The organism is Polaromonas sp. P1_F6 (genome assembly GCF_056405695.1).
This window is the reverse complement of the sequence record NZ_JBFUBQ010000002.1, coordinates 261351-283566: the sequence shown is the minus strand read 5'-3', so window position 1 is coordinate 283566 and position 22216 is coordinate 261351. Positions and strand designations below refer to the sequence as shown.

Below are 22216 nucleotides of genomic sequence, written 5' to 3'. Positions count from 1 at the left end.
CCCCAACAACAGCATCCCAGAAGCATCCCATGTCCGAAACCAAAACCGATTACCGCAGCACCCTGAACCTGCCTGACACACCCTTCCCGATGCGCGGCGACCTGCCCAAGCGCGAAGCCGGCTGGGTCAAGGAATGGGACGAAAAAGGCATCTACAAGAAGCTGCGCGACGTGCGCGCCGGCAAGCCCAGGTTCGTGTTGCACGACGGCCCGCCCTATGCCAACGGCAAGATCCACATCGGCCACGCCGTCAACAAGGTCCTGAAAGACATGATCGTCAAGGCGCGTCAGCTCAAGGGCCTGGACGCCATCTACGTGCCGGGGTGGGATTGCCACGGCCTGCCGATCGAGAACGCGATTGAAAAACTGCACGGCCGCAACCTGCCGCGCGATGAGGTGCAGGCCAGGAGCCGCGCCTTCGCCACCGAACAGATCGCCGGCCAGATGGCCGACTTCAAGCGCCTGGGTGTGCTCGGCGAATGGGACAACCCCTACCGCACGATGGATTTTGCCAACGAGGCCAATGAAATCCGCGCCCTCAAACGCATCATGGAACGCGGCTTTGTCTACCGTGGCCTCAAGCCCGTGTACTGGTGCTTTGACTGCGGCTCATCTTTGGCCGAGTTTGAAATCGAATACGCCGACAAGAAGTCGCAGACGCTGGATGTCGGCTTCAAGTGCGCTGAGCCGGAGAAGCTCGCGGCCGCTTTCGGCCTCAAGAGCCTGGCCAAAGACGCCTTCGCGGTGATCTGGACGACCACCGCCTGGACCATCCCGGCCAACCAGGCGCTCAACCTGAACCCGGAACTCGAATACGCACTGGTCGACACAGAGCGCGGTATCTTGCTGCTGGCTTCAGTGCTGGTCGAGAAATGCCTTGAGCGCTACCAGCTCACTGGCACCGTACTGGCCACCACGCTGGGCAAAACCCTGGCGCTGCTGAAATTCCAGCATCCCTTTTATGACGTCGATGCAGGCTACCGGCGCTTCAGCCCGGTCTTTCTGGCCGACTACGCCACCGCCGACGACGGCACCGGTATCGTGCATTCCTCTCCTGCCTATGGCGTAGAGGATTTCAACTCCTGCGTGGCCAACGGCATTGCCTACGACGACATCCTCAACCCGGTGCAGGGCAACGGGCGTTATGTCGACGATCTCGCGCTGTTTGGCGGCCTCAATATCTGGAAGGCCGCGCCGCTGGTCATCGACAAACTGCGCGAACACGGACGCCTCTTTGCCACCCAGGACATCCTGCACAGCTACCCGCACTGCTGGCGCCACAAGACGCCGGTGATCTACCGCGCGGCGGCCCAGTGGTTTGTGCGCATGGACGAGGGCGAAGGCGTTTTCACCAAAGACAAGGCGCCGCAAACCCTGCGCAAGCTGGCCCTGGCCGCCATCGAAGAAACCAGCTTCTACCCGGAAAACGGCAAAGTCCGGCTGCGCGACATGATTGCCGGCCGGCCCGACTGGTGCATCAGCCGCCAGCGCAACTGGGGCGTGCCCCTGCCTTTTTTCATCCACACCGCCACCGGCGAGCTGCACCCGCGCACCATGGAAATCATGGACCAGGCAGCCGCCATGGTGGAGGCCGGCGGCATCGAGGCCTGGAGCAAGGCCACGGCCGAGTCCATCATCGGCGCCGATGCGCCGGATTACATCAAGAGCACCGACATCCTCGACGTCTGGTTTGACTCGGGCACCACGCACGACCACGTGCTGCGTCACAGCCACGCCGCGCAATCAACCTGGCCGGCCGACCTGTACCTGGAAGGCCACGACCAGCACCGCGGCTGGTTCCATTCGTCGCTGCTCACCGCCTGCGCGATGTACGACCATGCGCCGTACAAGGGCCTGCTCACGCACGGCTTCACCGTCGACGGCAAGGGCCGCAAGATGAGCAAGAGCGAAGGCAACGTGGTGGTACCGCAAGAGGTGAGCGACAAGCTGGGCGCCGAGATCATCCGCCTCTGGTGCGCCTCGACCGACTATTCGGGCGACCTGGGCATCGACGACAAGATCCTGGCCCGCGTGGTGGACGCCTACCGCCGCATCCGCAACACGCTGCGCTTCTTGATGGCCAACGTGAGCGACTTCGACCCGGCCAAAGACGCCGTGCCGTTTGAGCAGATGCTGGAAATCGACCGCTACGCGCTCAGCCGTGCATCGCAACTGCAGGCCGACATCCTGGCGCATTACGAGGTGTATGAATTCCACCCGGTGGTCTCCAAGCTGCAGATCTATTGCAGCGAAGACCTGGGCTCCTTCTACCTCGACATCCTGAAAGACCGGCTGTATACGACCGGCCCCAAATCGCTGGCCCGCCGCAGCGCGCAAACTGCGCTCTGGCAGATCACGCACGCCATGCTGCGCTGGATGGCGCCCTTCCTGAGCTTCACAGCCGAAGAAGCGTGGAAGGTGTTCGGGCAGTCCGAGTCCATCTTCATGGAAACCTATGCCGAGTTCCCCGCGCCCGACGCAGCGCTGCTGGCCAAGTGGTCACGCATCCGCGAAATCCGCGACACGGTCAACAAGGACATCGAAGCCCTGCGCACCGACGGCAAGGTAGGCTCTTCGCTGCAGGCCAATGTCGCGCTGGAAGTGGCCGCCGAAGACCATGCACTGCTGGCCTCGCTCGGTGAAGACCTCAAATTTATCTTCATCACATCCGCTATTGATTTAATAGCTGCCAGCGCAGTATCAACGCGGGTTTCAGCCAGTTCTGACATCAAATGCGAGCGCTGCTGGCACTACCGGAGTGACGTGGGACACGACCCCGCCCACCCGACCATTTGCGGCCGTTGCACCAGCAACCTGTATGGTGCCGGTGAAGACAGGAAGTTCGCCTGATGGCCAAGACGACCTTCATCAAATCACCGGGCAGCATGCTCCCCTGGCTGGGCCTGGCACTGCTGATCCTGATCGCTGACCAGTTCACGAAGGTATTGATCCTGGGCTACTACCGCCTGGGCGACTCCACCTATGTGACGAGCTTCTTCAACGTCGTGCGCGTGCACAACACCGGTGCGGCGTTTTCTTTCCTGGCCGAAGCCTCTGGCTGGCAGCGCTGGTTTTTCACCGCCATCGGGGTTGCCGCGGCGCTCTTTATTGTGTGGATGCTGCGCTCGCATGCCGGTCAAAAGCTGTTTTCCTTCGCGCTGGCCTGCGTCCTGGGCGGCGCTGTCGGCAATGTCGTTGACCGCACCCTGCATGGCTATGTGGTGGATTTCCTGCAGTTCCACTGGCACGGCTGGTATTTTCCTTCGTTCAATATCGCCGATGCCGCCATCACCGTTGGCGCGGTTTGCCTCATCCTGGATGAGCTGCTCCGGGTTCGGCGTACCCGATAAACCGGAGTCGGACCGCTTGCAGCCATCCGGTTCAAGGGTATAGTGGTTCCGACCTTATGAAGCATTTGTTGAATCTTTTGGCAGCCATTGCGCTGCTCGTGTGGGGCACCCATCTCGTTCGTACCGGCATCCTGCGGGTGTTCGGTGCCAATCTGCGCCACGTGCTCGCAGTCAGCATCAGCAACCGGCTGGCTGCGGCCGTCTCGGGCATCGGGGTGACGGCCCTGGTGCAGTCCAGCACCGCCACCTCCCTTATCGTTTCGTCATTTGTCGGGCAGGGCCTGGTCACCCTGCCGCTGGCGCTGGCCGTCATGCTGGGCGCGGACATCGGCACCAGCCTGATGGCCGTGGTGTTCTCTTTTGACCTGTCCTGGCTGTCGCCGCTCTTTATCTTTGTCGGCGTCGTGCTGTTCATCTCGCGGCAGGACACCAATGTCGGCCGCTTTGGCCGGGTGCTGATCGGCCTGGGCCTCATGCTGCTGGCCTTGCGGCTGGTCACGGCCTCCACTGAAGTTCTGACCCAGGCACCGGCCGTGAAAGCCCTGCTGGGCTCCCTCAGCAGCGACCTGCTGCTCGAAATTACCGCGGGCGCCTTCCTGGCCGTGGTGTCGTACTCCAGCCTGGCGATTGTGCTGCTCACGGCCACGCTGGCCGCCTCGGCCGTCATCCCCATTGACGTGGCGCTGGGCCTGGTCTTGGGCGCCAACCTCGGCAGCGGGCTGCTGGCGGTGCTCACCACACTGCGCTCGGCCGTTGAAGTGCGGCAGGTTCCGCTGGGCAACCTGTTCTTCAAGCTGCTGGGCATCATCGTCGCAGCGCCCTTCATCGGCCTGTGGCTGCGCCACGTGCGCCCCTACCTTGGCGAAGCCGCCACCGTGGTGGTGCTGTTCCATCTCACCTTCAACATGGTGGTGGGTGCCATATTCATTGGCTGGACGCAGGTGATCGCGCGCTGGGTGGAAAAGCTGCTGCCCAAGCCCGACAAAAACAAGGCCGGCGGCCGCCCCCATCATCTCGACCCTTCCGCACTGGCCACGCCGTCGCTGGCCATCTCCTGCGCGGCCCGTGAAGCGCTGCACCAGGCCGACGTGGTGGAAACCATGCTGCTGGGCGTGCTGGCGGTCATCCAGAAGAACGACCTCAAGCTGGCCGAAGACCTGCGCAAGATGGACGATGCCGTCGACGAGCTGTATTCGTCGATCAAGTACTACCTCACCAAGATTTCACGCGAAGCGCTGGCCGAGGAAGAAAGCCGCCGCTGGACCGACATCATCAGCTTCACCATCAACATGGAGCAGATCGGCGACATCATCGAGCGTGTGCTGATCGACATCGAAGACAAGAAGATCAAGCCGGGCCGCAACTTCTCGGACGCCGGCATGGCTGAAATCGTCGAACTGCACGAGCGCCTGGTGGCCAACCTGCGCCTGGGCATGAGCGTGTTCCTCAATGGCACGGTGCGCGACGCGCAAAAGCTGCTGGAAGAAAAAGCCCGTTTCCGCGACCTGGAGCGGGCATATGCCACGACCCACCTGGGTCGGCTATCAGCCAATACGGTGCAGAGCCTGGAAACCAGCTCGCTGCACATTGACCTCATCAGCGAACTCAAGCGCATCAACTCGCACATCTGCTCGATCGCCTACCCGATCCTGGATTCGGCCGGCGCACTGGCCCCCAATCGCTTGCGCCAGCCGGCACTCACCGACCAGGCCTAAGTAAGGCCCATGGCGCCTGAAAGAATCAGCGTCGCTTCGGCCGTGAATTCGCCGCGCTGCATGGCCTCGAGCAAGTCCCCGGCCTCCATCAAGCGAAACTGCTCGACCTCGCCGTCCTGGTTGTCGGGCACCATGCCCTCGGGTACGGTGCAGACATACCAGTCGATGTCCTCCACCACATAACCCGCGCCGTTGCCGTCGGTGGCCGGCCGCCGCGCCGCCAGGCGCCCGCCGTAGCGCATAGCCTGCAGCGCGGCCGTGTGCAGGCCGGCCTCTTCCCAGGTCTCGCGCACGAGCGCGGTTTCCACCGTATCGGCCGCCGACACCATGCCGCCCATCAGCGTGTCCCACAGGCCCGGATCATTCGATTTGTTGAAAGCACGCTGCTGCACCCAGAAGCGCCCGTCAGGTGACCGCCCCACCAGGTGCACCGCCAGCGTGGTGATGCCCAGCGGCCGCACAGCCGCGCGCTCCACCGTGCCCTTGCGGTGGCCGAACTGGTCGGGCACCGCGAGCTGCTCGTCGCGCCAGGCACCGGCGAGGCCCGCTTCATGCAGCGCCACCGCGATTTTGTTCAGACTGGTCGTGACGTCACCCATCACGCGCCAGCCCAAGGTTGAGGGGCGCTCTTCCTTGAGCAGCGGATGGCCGCCATCGGTCGTGACGTGCAGGGCCAGCTTGTGGAAGAAGCCGGGTTCTACCGATCCGATCACCGATTCACCGGCCCACAGCGGCACGCGTGGGCGCAGCGGCGGCTGGATCGCTCCGGCGCGCAGGGCTTGCAGCCATTGGGCATCAAAAGCAGGCGGCATCATCATGCGTCCTTGGGGCCCGTGCTGGCAGGCCATTGATATGCGAAAAGACCGGGGCAGCAGGCCATCCCGGATTCTGCTGCGCAGTTTACTTCGCCCACACCAACCGGACATTGCAAACCTGCCGGCCAGGCGGGAAGCATCAGCTCCGGAAATTTATTTGCTATTAATTTAATAGCTGCTCGCGCTTACCCCTATTGGATAAAACGGCCAAAACCCTTGAATTCGGGCGCAAACCTGCGAAGCTAGGCTTTGACGAACAAACCGTCCAGTCGCTTGTCCCACCTGGCCCCTGGCAACACATCAGCCAGCTGCGTATCGCCAAATGCAAAAGTCCCCCGCAGCACCTGCGCCAGCACCGCGCGGTAATCATGGTGCGCCGGCAAGTCGCGTCCTTCGTTGAGTTGGGCCAGGCCCGTCCATTGGCCATGCCAGCGTCCGCCGGCGACGCGGTTGCCCATGAGCCACATGGCATTGCCAAAGCCGTGGTCGGTGCCGCGTGTGCCGTTTTCGGCGCTGGTGCGGCCGAATTCGCTCATCACCACGACAACATCGCCGGGTTCGGAAAAATCCTGGCGCAACTGCGCGATGCCGCGCGCCAGGTTGCCGAGGTTGTTGGCCAGCTGGCCGGTGGCAGCGCCCTGGTTGGCATGGGTGTCCCAACCGCCGGCCGACAAAAAGCCGATGCGCAACTTTCGGTCGTTGCGCATCAGCGTGCCCAGGTGCTGCGCATCGAGTTGCAGGCCCACAGGGTCGGCCGCGCCGTTGCTGGCCGCCTGCATTTGCGCATTCAGGGCCTGCGGATTGCCGGGCGTGCCGTCGCGGTCCAGGCGCTTGTCTGCCATGCGTTTACTGTCTTCCGCCATTTTTTCGGCCCTGGCGTTTTTCTGCTCCGTGAGCTCCTGCGCACTCTGCATGCGGCTACCCGCACCCTGGCGGAAGGCTTCGCTGATCTTGTCGTCACCGGCATACAGGTCCATCAGCGCCTGGCGGGTTCTGTCGTTGGCCAGCACGCCGGTGCGCTCGGCCGACTGGCCGCGAGGGATCAACCTGACGGCCGCCTGCCCGCCCAGAATGGCCGGATTGGCCTCGCCCACGCCGAGAGCGGTGGCGCCCGGTGCAGCGGCTTTGCCCAGGCCCGCTGTGGTGTTGAGCCACCCGGGCGCGCTGCTGGTCTTGCCGCCCTGCGCGATCTCCATCTGGTACTGTGCATCGAAATGCGAACGGTTGGGCGCAGGCAGGCCGGCCGCGGGCACAAAACCCAGAACGCCTTGCTGCCACAGCGGCAGCAGTGGAGCCAGCGCGGGATGCAGGGCAAAGGTTTTGTCGAGCTTCAAGGCGGTTTGCGTCGTGCCGTCGGGCGCCGCAATCGCGATGTTCGGGCGCAAAGCGTAATAGTCCTTGTCTGCGTAGGGCACAAAGGCCGACAGACCGTCATACGCGCCGCGCAGGAAGACGACGACGAGGCGCCCGCCGTCCAGGCCTGATCGGCTTGCGGGCAAGGCTTGCGCCCACACGCCGGGCGCTGCCAGCGACAAGGCGGACAACGCGCCCAGGCCCACCAGCCGGCGGCGTTGCAGCAGATTCGCCGATGAAGAAAAATTGGGGTTCATAGGAGTCCTTGTTGCGGCATATTCCATGTCCAGATCAAGCGTGAACGCGAAGGCCCGCCGCAGACAGTGCTACAGCACGGCAAGGCGGGCCGACAAAGTGCACGTTTGATTTGGACATGGAATTATTTGCGCATGAAGTCAGGGCTGGCGAGCATCAGGCCGGTGCGCATCTGCGCGGGTTCCTGCGCAATGCGCTCGCGCGTCGCAATGCTGAAAAAGGCGTTGAGGTAAGACGGCTCAGCTGTGCGCTGGGCCAGGCCCATGGCGTAATCGGCGCGGCGCGTCAAAGCCTCGGGCGCAAGCCAGGTACCGGCATCGGTTTTGTAGCCGTCGGGCGTTTGCCAGCCATGCATGGGCTGGCCGGCCTGCGCCAGGAAGCCCAGGGTTTGCACGATATCGCGGCGCTCCTTGACACCCCCGGCCGCAGTGAGCGCCGAACAGGCAAAGTCCAGCGGGGTTTTAAACAACTGGTTGTCTTGCGCCCAGAATTCCGGTGATTCGATCAGGGTGCGCATCACCGCGCGGATGTCGCCCTGGGTAGCCGTGAAGGCAGTCGCCAACCGGTTGACCAGCGCGGGCGAGGGTTTGTCGGCCACAAAAAAACTGGCCAGCCGGATGGACACACGCCGTGCCGTCTCGGGCCGGCGTGCCAGGAAGCGAATGGCTTCCTCGCCTTCCGCAACGCCCTCACTGCCGAACGTACGGCCCAGCAGCACCTTGCCCTCCTTGTCGTGCAGGCGCTCGGCAAAACGAAAACCCTCGCCGTCCTTGAGGTTCACCGTCCAGCCGGTGAGGATGCGGGCCAGTTCGTGCACGTCTTTTTGCGTGTAGCCGCTGTTCACGCCCAGGGTGTGCAACTCCATCAACTCACGCGCGTAGTTTTCATTGAGGCCGCGGCTGTTGCTCTGCGCCTGGTCCAGGTAGAACAGCATGGCCGGATGCCTGGCGCTGGCCAGCAGCAAGTCTTCAAAACGGCCCAGGGCGTTGGCGCGAATCACATTGATCTCGTAGTGGCCGACAAAGGGGCGCACCGGTCCCTTGCCGACGAACACATTGAGGTGGTTGAACCAGAACTCGGTCATGCGGGCCAGCAGCGGATTTTCCAGCGCCGGATCGCTGCAGGACATCAGCCGCCAGGCGGCCGCGCCCTGAGCCATCTCGCGGCTGAATTTTTCCCCGCCTGTATCGGCCGCGGCGGCCATACCGGGCTTGGGCGTTTCGCGCGCAGCCCGGCGCATCTCGCGCTCGGCCTGGAAGCTGCGCGCGATGTCATTGAGCGGTGCGTTGATGCCGGCGATTTCGGCAGGAAGGGTGGGAGGGCGCAGGCTTGCGGCATAGGCCGCATCCAGTTGCTGCAGCGCCCAGGCGCGCGGCGAGGCCGCGGCGGCCTGCGTCGAGGCCGGCGTGGGTGCATACCCCAGGCGCGAAGCGGCGCGCCATGTGGCGGCAAGCTTGGCCGGCGGCGGCACGGCATCGGCCTGCGCCTGCGCCGCCGGGGCGGCGAGGCAAGCCAGGAAGGCCGCGAGCATGCCGGCCTGGGTGATCGCTGTGGGCATCGTGTTCTCCTGGGGTCTGTTAGCAGGCCCTCGCCCCTTGTAACGCATCCGCCACGCCTTGCGTTGAATGCCGCCCGTGGCTTTACACAGGTTTACCGCCCCAGGGCCGGTGGTTACAGCGTCAGGATGGTGCAGCCCGTGGTCTTGCGGGCTTCAAGCGCACGGTGCGCCTCTGCCACGTCGGCCAGGGCAAAACGCTGGTCTATGGGGATATGGACTTTGCCGCTGATGACCATGGCGAACAATTCATCCGCCATTTCCTGTGTGGTCTCACGCGTCGCAATGTGGGTAAAGAGCGTCGGCCGTGAAACGTAAAGCGAGCCCTTGGCTGCCAGCAGGCCGATGTCCAGCGGCGGCGTCTTGCCCGAGGCATTGCCAAAGTTGGCCAGCAGGCCAAAGGGGCGCAGGCAGTCCAGTGACTTGAGGAAGGTGTCCTTGCCAACCGAGTCGTACACCGCCTTCACGCCCCTGCCGCCGGTGATTTCCTTGACACGGGCCACGAAATCTTCCTTGGTGTAATTGATGGCAAAGGCCGCGCCCTGCGACAACGCCAGCGCGCATTTCTCGTCAGAGCCGGCGGTGCCTATGAGTTGCAGGCCCATGGCCCTGGCCCACTGGCAAGCGATCAGGCCCACGCCGCCGGCGGCCGCGTGAAACAGCACATGGTCGCCGGCGTGCAAGCCGCCCTGCGGCTGCGTGCGCCGCAGCAGGTACTGCGTGGTCAGCCCCTTGAGCATCATGGCCGCGCCGGTTTCAAACGAGATCGCATCGGGCAGCTTGCACACGCACTTGGCCGGCATCACGCGCACTTCACAGTAGCTGCCGGGCGGCTGGCTGGCATAGGCCGCGCGGTCACCCGCTTTCAGGTGGGCCACGCCCTCACCAACAGCCTCGACGATGCCGGAAGCTTCCATGCCCAGTTGAAGCGGCATGGCAAGCGGATAGACACCGCTGCGTTGGTACACGTCGATGTAGTTCAAGCCAACGGCCTTGTGACGGATGCGTATTTCGCCCGGGCCGGGGTCGCCTACCGTCACGTCTACCAGTGCGAGTTCTTCAGGTCCGCCGTGCTGGTTGATGCGTACGGCTTTGGAGGTGATGGAGGCCATGGATTTCCTTGCAAAGGTTGCAGATGGAGAAAGAAAAGGGGTGGCCGTCATGGTGCCATGAATCGAAATGGGCCGCAGGCGCCGAGGGTTGAACCCCGCGCGGCGAGAGGAAAACGGTCGTGCTTGATAAAGTCCCCGTCATGACCCAACGCCTCACGCCCGCCACCGCCACGCTGCTGGTGGTCCCTCCCTTGCTCTGGGCCGGTAACGCCGTCGTCGGCCGCCTCGTCACCGGCCTTGTGCCGCCCATGACGCTCAACTTCCTGCGCTGGGCCCTGGCCTTCGTGATCCTGCTGCCGCTGGCCTGGCGCCTGCTCAAACCGGGCAGCAGCCTGTGGCCTCACTGGAAACGTTTCGCGGTGCTGGGCCTGCTGGGTGTGGGTTGCTACAACGCCTTGCAGTATCTGGCGCTGAAAACCTCCACACCGCTCAACGTGACGCTGGTGGCGTCAAGCGTGCCGATCTGGATGCTGGTCGTGGGGGCGCTGTTTTTTGGCCAGACTGTGTCGAAGCGACAGACCACAGGTGCCGTGCTGTCGATTGCCGGCGTGCTGGTGGTGCTGTCGCGTGGCCAACGGGAATTGCTCATGCAGGTGCAGCTGGTGCCCGGCGACCTGTACGTGCTGCTGGCCACGCTGGCCTGGGCGTTTTACAGCTGGCTGCTGTCGCAACCCAAAGAGCCGGCGGAAATCCGCCGCGACTGGGCGGCCTTCCTGCTCGCGCAAATCGTGTTCGGACTGGCCTGGTCGGGTGCGTTTGCCGCCGGCGAATGGGCGTTGACCGACGCGCACATCCAATGGGGCTGGCCGCTGGCCGCAGCCCTGCTGTACGTGGCCGTGGGACCCGCGGTGATTGCCTATCGTTGCTGGGGCATGGGCGTGCAGCGTGTCGGGCCGGCGATTGCGGGCTTCTTTTCCAACCTCACGCCGCTGTTCGCTGCATTGCTGTCGGCGGCCTTTCTCGGTGAGTTGCCGCACCTCTACCACGCGCTGGCTTTTATGCTGATCGTGGGCGGCATCGTGGTGTCGTCGCGGCGCTGAAGCGCGCAGCAATTAGCGCAGCAGCGGTTTGATTTTCACAACACATTGTGAGAAATCGCTGCATAAAACTTGCCAAGCCCGCGTGGGCTCTTCAGAATCCGTTCCTTGCTTTGAGCCACTGTACAACGAATAACCTTGCGCAGTAAACACCTTGAAGCCCTCAAGACCATGACTTTGTTCACTCACACCTGACGCACCCTCCACTGCCCCCGGCTGGATGTGGTGTCAACCATACCCAGCCCTGCGGGCAGTCGGTGCTGTGCCTTCACGTGTGAAGCGCGCTCCGAAAACCCCAGGCTGATTTTTCGCCGGGGTTTTGCTTTTTCGGAGCGTGCACATGAGCGCCAAAACTTTTTCCCGTGACTTTGCCGCAGGCAAGGTCAAGCATTTGCGGCGCATGAAGCAGCCGCTGGCCTTGACCTTGCCGTCACCCACACCGCGCAATCCCGTGGTGCGGGCCCTCGTCCAGCGTGCCATCACGTCGGGTGCGGGCAAACATATTCGCAGCAACGGCGCCCATCGCCGGGCTGAAACCGTGGCTTTGCAAAAAGCCCTCAAAAATTTGACTGACTGACATGAAGAACGATATGACAACCGAGACGGTGGCCGCAGCCCGCGTGCCGCCCGAGCTCATGCGCGAACGCAGTGCCCACCTGGCCCTCGTCGCCACCGAGCTGAAGACCGAGCTGTTCGGTATTGACGACATCATCGACCGGGTGATCGAGTCGATCCGCGCCTGGTATGTGCTGCCGCACATCATTCGCCGCCCGGTGATCGTGTGCCTGTGGGGCCTGACCGGCACCGGCAAAACCCAGCTCACGCGCCGCCTGGCGCAGAAGCTGGGTTTCTACGACCGCTTTGTCGAAGTGCAGATGGACGGCTTCAGCAACGGCAGCAGCTGGCGTAGCGCCGACTCCATCAGCGGCATGCTGGCGGAGTCCGCCGTTGCCGAGAGCGAGCCTGGCATTCTGGTGCTGGATGAATTCCAGCGCTTTCGCACCATCAACGAAAAGGGCGATGAGGTCGCCGTCAAACGCTACCAGGACGTGTGGCAGCTGCTGTCCGACGGGCGCCTGCCGCCGTCGCTGTCTTTTCTGCAGGAGCTGGAATCGTCCCTGGCTTTCTCGCTGTATGACCACGAACGCGAGGAACAGGCTGATGAAAAGCCTGCCAAGGACGGCGTCCAGGCCAAAAAGCTGAAGTTCGCCCTCTCGCCCTACCAGGCTCAGGAATTCAAGCAAAGCCTCAAGCTCAAGGAACCACTACAGGAGGTGATGACCTGGACACCCCAGCAACTGCAGGAGCGCATGCTGGCGTTCAGGGCATCGACCGACTCGTGGGAAACGGATTACAGCCGCTTGCTCATCATCGTTTCGGGCAACCTCGACGAGATGTATGAGGGAACCGCCAAACGCGTGGAAGACTGCGACACCGATGCCGACATCTTTCATGCACTGACGAAAAAACTGTCGGTCATTGACGTCAAGAAGGCCCTGGGAGAGCGCTTCAAGCCCGAGCAGATCGCCCGGCTGGGGAACAACCATGTGATCTACCCCTCGCTGAGCCAGGCCACGTATGAGCGGCTGATCCGCAGCACCTGTGCCAGATACGTTGGTGAAATGCAGGCGAGTGCAGGACTGTTTTTTGATCTGCATGAATCGGTGTACCAGGGAATTTATGCCAATGCGGTCTTCCCGGCCCAGGGCACACGCCCGCTGTTCTCGTCGATTCACGCCATCCTGAGTGCGCCGCTGGTGAATGCCGTGCTGTGGGCGTTTGAGCATGATGTGCCGGCGGACACCACGCTGCACGTGAGGCTGGACGCCGCCACGCAATCCCTGCACGTCAGTCATGGCGAGTGCGGGGGCGGGAGCATCGCCTACCCCGTGCCGCTGGACCTCAACCAGCTCAAGCAGCGCGCCAGCCCCGACTTTCGGGCCTTGCTGGCCGTGCACGAAGCAGGCCACGGCCTGGCCTACGGCCGCCTGTTCGGCCATGCGCCGCAGGAAGTCAAGATCAACGTGGCGTCTTTCGAGGGCGGCTACAACAGCTATGTGCGCATGAAGGCCGAATCACGTCAAAGCTGCCTGGACCGCCTCTGCGTGGGTCTGGCCGGCCGCGCCGCCGAAGCGCTGGTGTTTGGCGAAGACGCCTGCACCACGGGCAGCGAGAGCGACTTCAAGAACGCCACCGCCCTGGCCGCGCGCTTTGTGCGCCACTTCGGTTTCGGCAACCGGCTGAGCCACACCGACGTGACCCACGACATGGACGACAACCTCAACACCGATGTTGAGCCGACCAACGCCGAGATCGAGGCCCTGCTCGCGCAGGCGTACGCGCGCGCACAGGAGATTCTCAAAACCGATTCGGCCTTGCTACTGAGCATCGTGGACGAACTGCTGGCGCACGGCCAGGTGAGCAAGGAGAAGATGGCCGGCCTGCTGGGAGTGGGCATCGCGACGGAAGAGAGAATGCTCATGCCTTATGCCGAGCAGCTCCAGCTGTTCAGCCTGCAACACGGGCTGATGCAGCGGGTTAGCGCTACTGCAGTGGAGGCTGTCGAACCTGCGCTTGAATGATTGCCTGAACGTTAACGCTAACTTGAGCGCTGGGGCATTCAATCCAGGTCCAGGCCGAAGTTCCGCCTGAAGGCATCGCAAAACTCCACAGTCCCACTGAGGGACAGGGTGAGCGTATGCCGCGGCTTGCCGGGCAGGCCGGCTTCCACCTCCAACCGTCGCGAAACCTCGTCATAGTGCAAGGCCTCGGGCGCCGTCAGCTCCTGCATGCCGTGCAGGTCGTAATCCCAGTCAAAACCCTCCTCGAGCGGGCCGCGCCGCCCGGGGAATTCCGCGTGGGCCCATGCCAATACCTGGACGGCTTCAGCATGGACGGCCAGCACCTGGTCCGGCCATGTGGAGGCCATGGCTTCCAGCGTGCCCGTGCCGTCGCTGCTCTCGGCGTAATCGAATTGGAGGTAGTCCAGGCTCAAGGGAAGCGCCTGGTGCTCAATAAGTGCCCGGATAAGCCCCGCCGTCAGCCAGCACGTTTTGCCCCGTCATGTAGGCGGCATGCGTGCTGCACAGGAAGGCGCAGATGGCGCCGAATTCTTCGGGCGTGCCGAAGCGCTGGGCCGGGATGTTCTTGCGGCGCGCATCCATGATGGCTTCCAGGGGCTGGCCGGTTTTTTGCGCAGCGCCGCTCATGGTGCCGCGCAGGCGGTCGGTGTCGAAAGCGCCCGGCAGCAGGTTGTTGATGGTCACGCCTTGCGCCGCGAGTTTGGTGCGTGCCACGCCGGCCACAAAGCCGGTCAGGCCGCTGCGCGCGCCGTTGGACAGACCCAGGATGTCGATAGGCGACTTGACTGAGCTGGAGGTGATGTTGACGATGCGCCCGAAACCGCGCGCCGCCATGCCGTCGACCGTGGCCTTGATGAGCTCGATGGGAGTCAGCATATTGGCGTCCACCGCCTTGAGCCAGGCGTCACGGTCCCAGTCGCGGAAGTCACCGGGCGGCGGGCCGCCGGCATTGGTCACCACGATGTCGAAGTCCTTGCGCAGCGCGAACACCGCGGCGCGGCCTTCGGGTGTGGTGATGTCGGCGGCGACATACTGGACGCTGGCGCCTGCGGGTTTGCCCTTATCCGTCTTCAGTTTTTCAGCCGCGGCCTTCAGCGTTTCCTCGCCGCGCGCCACGATCAGCACATGCACGCCTTCGCGCACCAGCGCCTCGGCGCAACCCAGACCCAAACCCTTGCTGGCGCCGCAGACCAGCGCCCATTTGCCTGCAATACCCAAATCCATAATAATTCCTCATTACAACCACGGGGGAGAGCGGCTCATGATACTGAGTAAATACAAAATGCAGGCGGGAATGGTTATCGCTCCCCTGCTCACATCGCTGCTGGTTTTCAGTGCGGCGACACAGGCCCAGCCGCAAGGCGAGGCCGTACTGATCAAGCGCGCAGCCCAACTGCGCGAAGGTCCGGGCGAATCGGCCCGCAGCCTGGCCCCGCTGCCGGTTCAAACCTCGGTGACCCGGCTGGGCGAGCGCAACGGCGCATGGATCAAGGTCCGCATGGCCGACGGCACCAGCGGCTGGGTGCACATGTTTGACATCACGGCCCCCAGCTCGCAGGCCGGTGCCGGCACCGGTGCACTGCGCAGCCTGTCGAGCTTTTTCAACAAGGGCAGCGCACAGGCGCCGGGCGGCGCAGTGGCCACATCCACCGTCGGCATTCGCGGCCTGGGTGCGGAAGACCTTGCCAATGCCGTTCCCAACCTGGCGGCCGTGGCGCAAGCCGACGCCAACCGTGCGAACGCTGCGCAAGCCAGGCAGTTCGCGGGCGGTGCCTCGCTGAACGTCCGGCAGGTCGATCCCCTGCCCACACCCACACCGCCGGCTGCCGCACCCAGCACCAGAACCGAACAATACGGCGGCTAAAAACAAGACAAGAGGCACCGCAATGAATCTTCACACCCTCCAAACACTGGCAACTCCCGCACGCCATGCGGTTTTTGCATTGACCCTGCTGGCCGGCTTGCTCCCTCTGGGCGCTCATGCCCAGGATGCGGGCAAGGCGCTAGGCGGCCTGTTCCAGTCACTGATACGCCCGAACCAGCCGGCGCAGCCCGCCCCCGCGCAACCCAACTCTGCGGCCGGCCTGGCCGGCGCGTTGCTGGGCGCCAGCCTTACACCGGGCGGACAGCAGGCAGCCCAGGGTGGTGACCTGTTCCAGCTGTTGTCACAGTCGCTGGATCAGATTGACGAACCACGTGAAATCCAGATCGGCCAGCAACTGGCCGCCGTGCTACTGGGCAGCAAACCGCTCTACCCTGACGTGGCTGCGCAGCGCTATATCAACCAGCTGGGCCGCTGGATCAGCCTGCAGTCATCGCGGCCCGACCTGCCCTGGACCTTCGCCATCCTCGACGACCCCGGGTTCAACGCATTTGCCACGCCAGGCGGTTATGTCTTCGTCACCAAGGGCCTGATGGACCGCGTGGCGGACGAAAGCGAATTGGCCGGCATCCTGGCCCATGAAATCACCCACGTCACAGCCAAGCACCACTTGATCGCCATGAACAAGGCGGCACGCGCCGGCCTTCTGACGCAGGTGATCAGCTCTCAGCTGAAGAACGACCTGGGCGGCCTGGTGTCGTCGCAGTTGCTGGCGCTGGGCAAGAACATGTACACCAAGGGCCTGGACCAGCAGGACGAGTTTGACGCCGACCGTACCGGCGTGGCTCTCGCCGCGCGCGCTGGGTTCGATCCCTACGGCCTGGTGGCTGTGCTGCAGCAACTGCGCAGCGCAGCGCCGGATGACGCATTGTTTGCGCTGTCCCTGAGCACGCATCCGCCCGCCCAGACGCGACTGAATCAGCTTGAGCAGGCCATGGGTACCCGGCTGGACGCGTATGCAGGACAGCCATCCGTCACGGTGGCGCAGCGCATCAGCGGTGCGAACCGCAGGCCTACAGCGCAAGCGCCTGCGTCGACGCGTACACCCGCAAAGAAGTAGCAGCGCCCCTGACACCACGCGCTATTAAATTAATAGCCGCTTGCGCACGTATTACCTGGGCTAGAGGCCGATCTGATGCCTAAGCAGCTTCGGTGCGCGCGGGAATCCTTAACCCAGCATGAGCCGCGGGACTGGCTTTGCCAGACCGCAGGCGGGCGGCCCCTTCTGTAATGAAAGGGGCAGGGAGAAAGGCCGTAGGCCACACGAAGTGAGCGACCGTGAGGGCCACTATCTGCCTCTCGTGAAAACGAAGATCCCTGCAATCACCAGCACCGTCCCCGCCGCCACCCAGACCGTGAACGGCTCACCCAGAATCAGCACACCCATCAGGATGGTGGACATCGGGCCCACCATGCCGGTCTGCGCGGCCATGCCGGCGCCGATGCGTTCGATGGCCATCATCACCATCAGCACCGGTACCGCTGTGCACAAGGTGGCATTGAGCAGCGACAGCCAGATGACCTCGGGCGCGACGGCGGCGGCGCTCAGGGGCCGCAGCAACACAAACTGCAACAGGCACAACAGGCAGGCCACGGTGGTAGCCAGCCCCACCAGGCGCAATGAGCCGAGCCGCCTGACCATCTCACCGCTGTAAACCAGATAAAGCGCGTAGCTCACCGCGCTCAGGAACACCAGCAGCGCACCCCAGGCAGCGTCCGCGCCCTGCAGCGTGATCTCGTGGCCGAACACCAGCACCACGCCGCAGTAGCTGATGGCCATGCCGATGATTTGCAGCGCGCCAACTCGGCGCTTGTACAACACCAGGCCCAGCAGCAACACCAGCGTGGGATTGAGATAGAGGATGAGTCGTTCCAGTGACGCACTGATGAACGCCAGGCCGGCGAAGTCCAGGAAACTGGCGAGGTAGTAACCCGTGAAGCCCAGCCACAGCACGCCCAGCCAGTCCTTGCGCGTCAGCGGCGCCTTGCCCCGGCTGGCCCACCACGCCATCACCGCAAAGATGGGCAAGGCAAACAGCATGCGGTACATGATCAGCGTGACGGCGTCGACGCCGTAGCGATAGGCCAACTTGACAATGATGGCCTTGCCGCTGAACGCGATGGCACCGAAAGTGGCCAGCAGCAAACCAGGCGCTATGCTTTTAGTAGCTGCTTGCGCTCGTCCTGCTTGGGCTGTCGGCCTGTTTTTATCAGATTTATCGCTCAAGGTCGTTTCTTAAAAGCCCACGGCCTGGCCGTCGCGGCGTGGATCGCTGGCCGCCACATAGCCTTCGACCTTGGGGTTGCCGGCACGCCAGATGAACTGGCCGGCGCCAAAGTCCTGGTAGGAGTCGTTGATGACTTCCATGCGGTGGCCGCGGTCGGCAAGGCCCTGCACGGTACTCGGGTCCATCGTGGCCTCCACATTGATCTCAAGGCCGGCGTTGTAGCGCCAGCGCGGCGCATCGCAAGCCACCTGTGGGCTCTGGCCGTAGTCCAGCATGCGCACCAGTGTCTGCATGTGGCCCTGCGGCTGCATGTTCGCGCCCATCACGCCATAGCTCATCACGGGTTTGCCATCCTTGCTGAGGAAGGCCGGAATAATGGTGTGGAAAGGCCGCTTGCCCGGTGCGACCTGGTTGGCGCCCGGCAGCAGGCTGAAGGCGTGGCCGCGGTTTTGCAGGCTGATGCCGAACTCGGGCTCGACGCAGCCTGAACCAAAACCCATGTAGTTGCTCTGGATGAAGCTCACCATCATGCCGTCTTCATCGGCTGCCGTCAGGTAGATCGTTCCGCCCTTGACGGGATTTCCCGCGCCAAAGTCCTGTGCCTTTTTCATGTCAATGAGTTTGGCACGGGATGCCAGATACGCGTCATCGAGCATTTGCTCGGCCGTCACCTCCATTGACGAAGGCTCGGCCACGTACCGGTAAATATCGGCAAACGCCAGCTTCATGGCTTCGATCTGCAGATGCTGGGAATCCACGCCATCCACCGGGAGCCCGGCTACATCGAACTTATCAAGGATGCCCAGCGCAATCAGCGCCGCAATGCCCTGCCCGTTGGGCGGAATTTCGTGCAGGGTATAGCCCCGGTACTCCTTGCCGATGGGCTTGACCCATTCCGGCTGGTAGCTTTCAAAATCTTTGGCGGTGATGCTGCCGCCGTTTTGTGCGGAGAATTTTTCGATGGCCTGGGCGATGGCGCCGCCGTAATACGCCGTGCCCTTGGTTTGCGCAATAGCACGCAACGCTTTGGCTGCGGCCTTGAACTGGAACAGTTCACCGACATTCGGCGCCCGGCCCCAGGGAAGGAAAGATTGGGCAAAGCCCGGCAGCGATTTCAACTCCCCCGTAGCGGCCGCCCACTTCTGCTGCACCACGGGCGGCAACAAATAGCCGCGCTCGGCGATTTCAATTGCAGGCTCCATCAGGTCGGCGAAGGGAAGCTTGCCGAAACGCTCGCTCAAGGCCACCCAGCCGGCCACCGCACCCGGTACGCTCACGGAATCCATACCGCGTTTGGGCGGCGTCTGCGCATCGCTGCCGTATTTGCGCTTGAAGTAATCCGGCGTCCAGCTTTGCGGCGCGCGGCCCGATGCATTCAGTCCATGCAGTTCCTTGCCGTCCCAGAGGATGCAAAAAGCATCGCTGCCCAGGCCGTTGCTGACAGGTTCGACAATGGTCATGGCGGCGGCAGCAGCGATCGCGGCATCTACCGCATTGCCGCCCTTGAGCATCATGCGCAAACCGGCCTGCGCGCCCAACGGGTGCGAAGTCGAAACAACGTTGCGGGCAAACAGCGGCAGGCGGGTGGAGGTGTAGGGGTTGCTGTAGTTGAAATTCATGGGTCACCTGTGGAAGGCAAGGCAAGGAAGAATGGATGCCGGCGGTCATGGTGTGCAACCGCAGGCGGGAAGTCAAACTGACCGGCATCGTCACGACCAGGCGGCGCGATGCGGTGAAAGGCATCAATCGGCGCTGATTTTCCGCTCGACAATGATTTTCTTCCACCTGGCCGTGTCCGTCTTCACCATGGCCGCAAAGGCCTGCGGGGTGCCACCCGCGGGTTCGGCGCCCAGTCTGGCAAAGCGGTCTTTCACATCGGAATCGGCCAGGGCTGCGTTCACCGCCTGGTTGACCTTGCCTGCCAGGTCTGGCGCCATGCCTTTGGGGCCGTAAACCCCGAACCAGGTGACCGACTCAAAGCCCGGCAGGGTTTCCGCCACCGCCGGCAGATCGGGAGCGAGCGCCGTGCGTTTGAGGCTGGTGACCGCAAGGGCCCGCAGCTTTCCATCTTTCACATGCGGCATGCCGGTGACAAAGGAGTCGAACAGCACGTCGATCTTGCCGCTGATCAGGTCCGGCATGGCCAGTGCCGTACCGCGGTAAGGGATGTGCAGGATGAAGGTCCCCGATTGCGCCTTGAAGTATTCGCTCATCAAGTGGATGATGGTGCCGTTGCCGCTGGACGCGTAGTTCAAACGCCCGGGGTTCTTGCGTGCATGATCGATAAATTCGCCCATGGTCTTTGCCGGCGACGTGTTAGGCACCAGCACCACATTAGGGGAACTTGCCACATAGGCAATCGGCGTGAAGTCTGTTTCCGCGTTGTAGGGAATCCGGGGGTTGACGGCCGGCCCGATGCTGTGGGTGCTTGAAGTCGCCAGCAGCAGCGTGTAGCCGTCAGCAGGCGATTTGGACGCAGCATCGGCGCCTATCGTGCCGCCGGCGCCCGGCCGGTTTTCGACCACAACCGTCTGGCCGATTTTCTCGCCCAGCTTTTGCGACAGGGCCCGTGCCAGGATGTCCGTCGCGCCGCCTGCCGGAAACGGCACGATCATGCGAATGGGTTTGGACGGATAGTTCTGGGCCATGGCGGGGCCCACGAGAGTCACGGCGGAAGCCGCAGCCAGGGAAATAATATGTCTACGTTTCATCTGGCCATTGTGCAACGATTTTGAGCGCCGACTATGTCGCAAACAGGCAAAACAAAAGGCACCCGAAGGTGCCTTTTTTGTATGTGCTTCCCGTTGATCAGTCAGCTTCAACGAAAGCTTCTTCCCGTTTGTTTTTGATGCTTGGCAGCAGCACGATGGCCAGCAGCAGCACGGCGGCTCCCAGCAGTCCGGCCGACAGTGGACGCGTCACAAACACGCTCCAGTCGCCACGTGAAAGCAGCAGGGCCCGGCGCAGGTTCTCTTCCATCATGGGGCCCAGGATAAAGCCCAGCAGCAAGGGAGCGGGTTCGCAGCCGAGCTTGACGAACATGTAGCCGATCACACCGAAGATGCCCACCATCCAGATGTCGAAGGTGTTGTTGTTGGTGGAATACACGCCAATCGCGCAGAAAAGCACGATGGCCGGGAACAGGTAGCGGTAAGGCACAGTCAGCAGCTTGATCCACATCCCGATCAGCGGCAGATTCAGGATCACGAGCATCGCGTTGCCGATCCACATCGAAGCGATCAGGCCCCAGAACAGTTCAGGGTTGCTGGTCATGACCTGCGGGCCGGGCTGAATGTTGTGAATCGTCATGGCGCCCACCATCAAGGCCATTACGGCGTTGGGCGGAATGCCCAGCGTCAGCAGCGGAATGAAGGAGGTCTGCGCGCCGGCATTGTTGGCCGACTCAGGTGCTGCGACGCCGCGGATGTTGCCCTGACCGAAAGGCACTTCACCAGGCCGCATCTTGATTTTCTTCTCAAGGGCGTAACCCGCAAATGCGGCAAGCAAGGCGCCACCGCCGGGGAGAATCCCCAGTGCCGAACCCAGGAAAGTACCCCGCAGCACGGCAGGCGCCATGTTCTTGAAGTCTTCTTTGGTGGGGAAAAGTCCCGAGACCTTGGCGGTGAAAACCTCACGCTCATGCTCCGGCTGCGCCAGATTGCTGATGATCTCGCCGTAGCCGAATACACCCATGGCGATGGTCACGAAACCAATGCCGTCAGTCAGTTCGGGAATGTCAAAGCTGAAGCGGGCAACACCGGAATTCACGTCGGTTCCGACCAGACCCAGCAGCAGGCCCAGCACGATCATGGCAATCGCCTTGAGCAGCGAGCCGGAAGCCAGCACCACGGCGCCGATCAGACCCAGCACCATCAGTGCGAAGTATTCGGCGGGGCCGAACTTGAAGGCCAGCTCGGTCAGCGGCGGTGCAAACGCGGCCAGGATCAAAGTGCCTACGCAACCGGCAAAGAAAGATCCCAGGCCTGCCGCGGCAAGCGCGGGCCCGGCCCGGCCTTTTCTCGCCATCTGGTACCCGTCAATACAGGTCACCACTGAAGACGACTCCCCCGGCAGATTCACCAGAATGGCGGTGGTGGAGCCGCCGTACTGGGCGCCGTAATAAATACCGGCCAGCATGATCAACGCCGACACGGGAGGCAGCGCGTAGGTGGCCGGCAGCAGCATGGCAATCGTAGCCACAGGGCCGATACCCGGCAGAACACCAATCAAGGTACCCAAAATACAGCCGATCAGGCAGTACAACAAATTGATCGGCGTGAATGCCACGCCAAAACCTATCGACAAATGATTTAGCAATTCCATTTTTTATTCT

Annotated in this window: 18 protein-coding genes; 8 read left to right on the top strand and 10 right to left on the bottom strand. The window is 63.0% G+C overall.

The window, feature by feature from the left end:
- The first annotated feature begins 29 nt into the window (after positions 1–29).
- The 3 genes from ileS to AC1DY9_RS07290 are packed head-to-tail and all read left to right on the top strand — an operon-like array spanning position 30 to position 5064.
- Positions 30–2849, top strand: coding sequence for an isoleucine--tRNA ligase (gene ileS / locus AC1DY9_RS07300; RefSeq protein ID WP_477666171.1), 2820 nt, complete (start codon positions 30–32; stop codon positions 2847–2849).
- Positions 2849–3349, top strand: coding sequence for a signal peptidase II (lspA, locus tag AC1DY9_RS07295; RefSeq protein WP_477666170.1), 501 nt, complete (start codon positions 2849–2851; stop codon positions 3347–3349). Before ileS ends, lspA begins: the two co-directional genes overlap by 1 nt.
- 56 nt (positions 3350–3405) lie before the next feature.
- On the top strand, positions 3406–5064 hold the full coding sequence (locus AC1DY9_RS07290) for a Na/Pi cotransporter family protein (RefSeq protein ID WP_457279510.1): 1659 nt from the start codon (positions 3406–3408) through the stop codon (positions 5062–5064).
- Here AC1DY9_RS07290 and AC1DY9_RS07285 read toward each other — a convergent pair.
- The 4 genes from AC1DY9_RS07285 to AC1DY9_RS07270 all read right to left on the bottom strand — a co-directional run bounded on the left by AC1DY9_RS07285 (position 5061) and on the right by AC1DY9_RS07270 (position 10154).
- Complete coding sequence (locus AC1DY9_RS07285; RefSeq protein ID WP_477666169.1) at positions 5061–5882, bottom strand: NUDIX hydrolase; 822 nt, start codon at positions 5880–5882, stop codon at positions 5061–5063. The two genes, AC1DY9_RS07290 and AC1DY9_RS07285, sit on opposite strands and share 4 nt — an antisense overlap.
- A gap of 239 nt (positions 5883–6121) precedes the next feature.
- A complete protein-coding gene (locus AC1DY9_RS07280) occupies positions 6122–7489 on the bottom strand; it encodes a DUF1501 domain-containing protein (RefSeq protein ID WP_477666168.1) in 1368 nt (455 codons plus the stop codon).
- A 122-nt stretch (positions 7490–7611) separates the two neighbouring features.
- On the bottom strand, positions 7612–9045 hold the full coding sequence (locus AC1DY9_RS07275; protein ID WP_477666167.1) for a DUF1800 domain-containing protein: 1434 nt from the start codon (positions 9043–9045) through the stop codon (positions 7612–7614).
- A 113-nt stretch (positions 9046–9158) separates the two neighbouring features.
- Positions 9159–10154 (bottom strand): quinone oxidoreductase family protein, encoded by a 996-nt coding sequence (locus AC1DY9_RS07270; protein WP_477666166.1) that lies wholly within the window; start codon positions 10152–10154, stop codon positions 9159–9161.
- Between the two features lie 140 nt (positions 10155–10294).
- On the opposite strand from AC1DY9_RS07270, the gene AC1DY9_RS07265 reads away from it, so the two are divergent.
- The 3 genes from AC1DY9_RS07265 to AC1DY9_RS07255 all read left to right on the top strand — a co-directional run bounded on the left by AC1DY9_RS07265 (position 10295) and on the right by AC1DY9_RS07255 (position 13773).
- Positions 10295–11194: a DMT family transporter gene (locus AC1DY9_RS07265; protein ID WP_457279515.1), complete on the top strand. Its 900-nt coding sequence runs from the start codon at positions 10295–10297 to the stop codon at positions 11192–11194.
- 337 nt (positions 11195–11531) lie between these two features.
- Complete coding sequence (locus AC1DY9_RS07260) at positions 11532–11768, top strand: hypothetical protein (RefSeq protein ID WP_457279516.1); 237 nt, start codon at positions 11532–11534, stop codon at positions 11766–11768.
- Position 11769: 1 nt separating this feature from the next.
- Positions 11770–13773, top strand: a complete 2004-nt coding sequence (locus AC1DY9_RS07255; RefSeq protein ID WP_477666165.1) for an AAA family ATPase — start codon at positions 11770–11772, stop codon at positions 13771–13773.
- A 38-nt stretch (positions 13774–13811) separates the two neighbouring features.
- Here AC1DY9_RS07255 and AC1DY9_RS07250 read toward each other — a convergent pair whose 3' ends face one another.
- Complete coding sequence (locus tag AC1DY9_RS07250; protein ID WP_477666164.1) at positions 13812–14186, bottom strand: hypothetical protein; 375 nt, start codon at positions 14184–14186, stop codon at positions 13812–13814.
- Between the two features lie 16 nt (positions 14187–14202).
- Entirely contained in the window at positions 14203–14997 is a 795-nt protein-coding gene (locus AC1DY9_RS07245; protein ID WP_477666163.1) for an SDR family oxidoreductase, read from the bottom strand.
- Positions 14998–15034: 37 nt separating this feature from the next.
- On the opposite strand from AC1DY9_RS07245, the gene AC1DY9_RS07240 reads away from it, so the two are divergent.
- Both AC1DY9_RS07240 and AC1DY9_RS07235 read left to right on the top strand, forming a co-directional pair.
- Positions 15035–15637, top strand: a complete 603-nt coding sequence (locus AC1DY9_RS07240; protein ID WP_477666162.1) for an SH3 domain-containing protein — start codon at positions 15035–15037, stop codon at positions 15635–15637.
- Positions 15638–15659: 22 nt separating this feature from the next.
- Positions 15660–16715, top strand: coding sequence for a M48 family metalloprotease (locus AC1DY9_RS07235; RefSeq protein WP_477666161.1), 1056 nt, complete (start codon positions 15660–15662; stop codon positions 16713–16715).
- 228 nt (positions 16716–16943) lie between these two features.
- On the opposite strand, the gene AC1DY9_RS07230 is transcribed toward AC1DY9_RS07235, so the two are convergent.
- From AC1DY9_RS07230 to AC1DY9_RS07215, 4 genes are all read right to left on the bottom strand, one after another.
- The gene (locus AC1DY9_RS07230) at positions 16944–17813 is read right to left on the bottom strand and encodes a DMT family transporter (RefSeq protein ID WP_477666388.1); all 870 of its coding nucleotides are present in this window, start codon (positions 17811–17813) and stop codon (positions 16944–16946) included.
- Between the two features lie 78 nt (positions 17814–17891).
- Positions 17892–19502, bottom strand: a complete 1611-nt coding sequence (locus AC1DY9_RS07225) for a gamma-glutamyltransferase family protein (protein WP_457279523.1) — start codon at positions 19500–19502, stop codon at positions 17892–17894.
- Between the two features lie 123 nt (positions 19503–19625).
- On the bottom strand, positions 19626–20594 hold the full coding sequence (locus AC1DY9_RS07220; protein WP_457279524.1) for a Bug family tripartite tricarboxylate transporter substrate binding protein: 969 nt from the start codon (positions 20592–20594) through the stop codon (positions 19626–19628).
- Positions 20595–20691: 97 nt separating this feature from the next.
- The gene (locus AC1DY9_RS07215) at positions 20692–22206 is read right to left on the bottom strand and encodes a tripartite tricarboxylate transporter permease (RefSeq protein WP_457279525.1); all 1515 of its coding nucleotides are present in this window, start codon (positions 22204–22206) and stop codon (positions 20692–20694) included.
- Positions 22207–22216 lie beyond the last annotated feature (10 nt).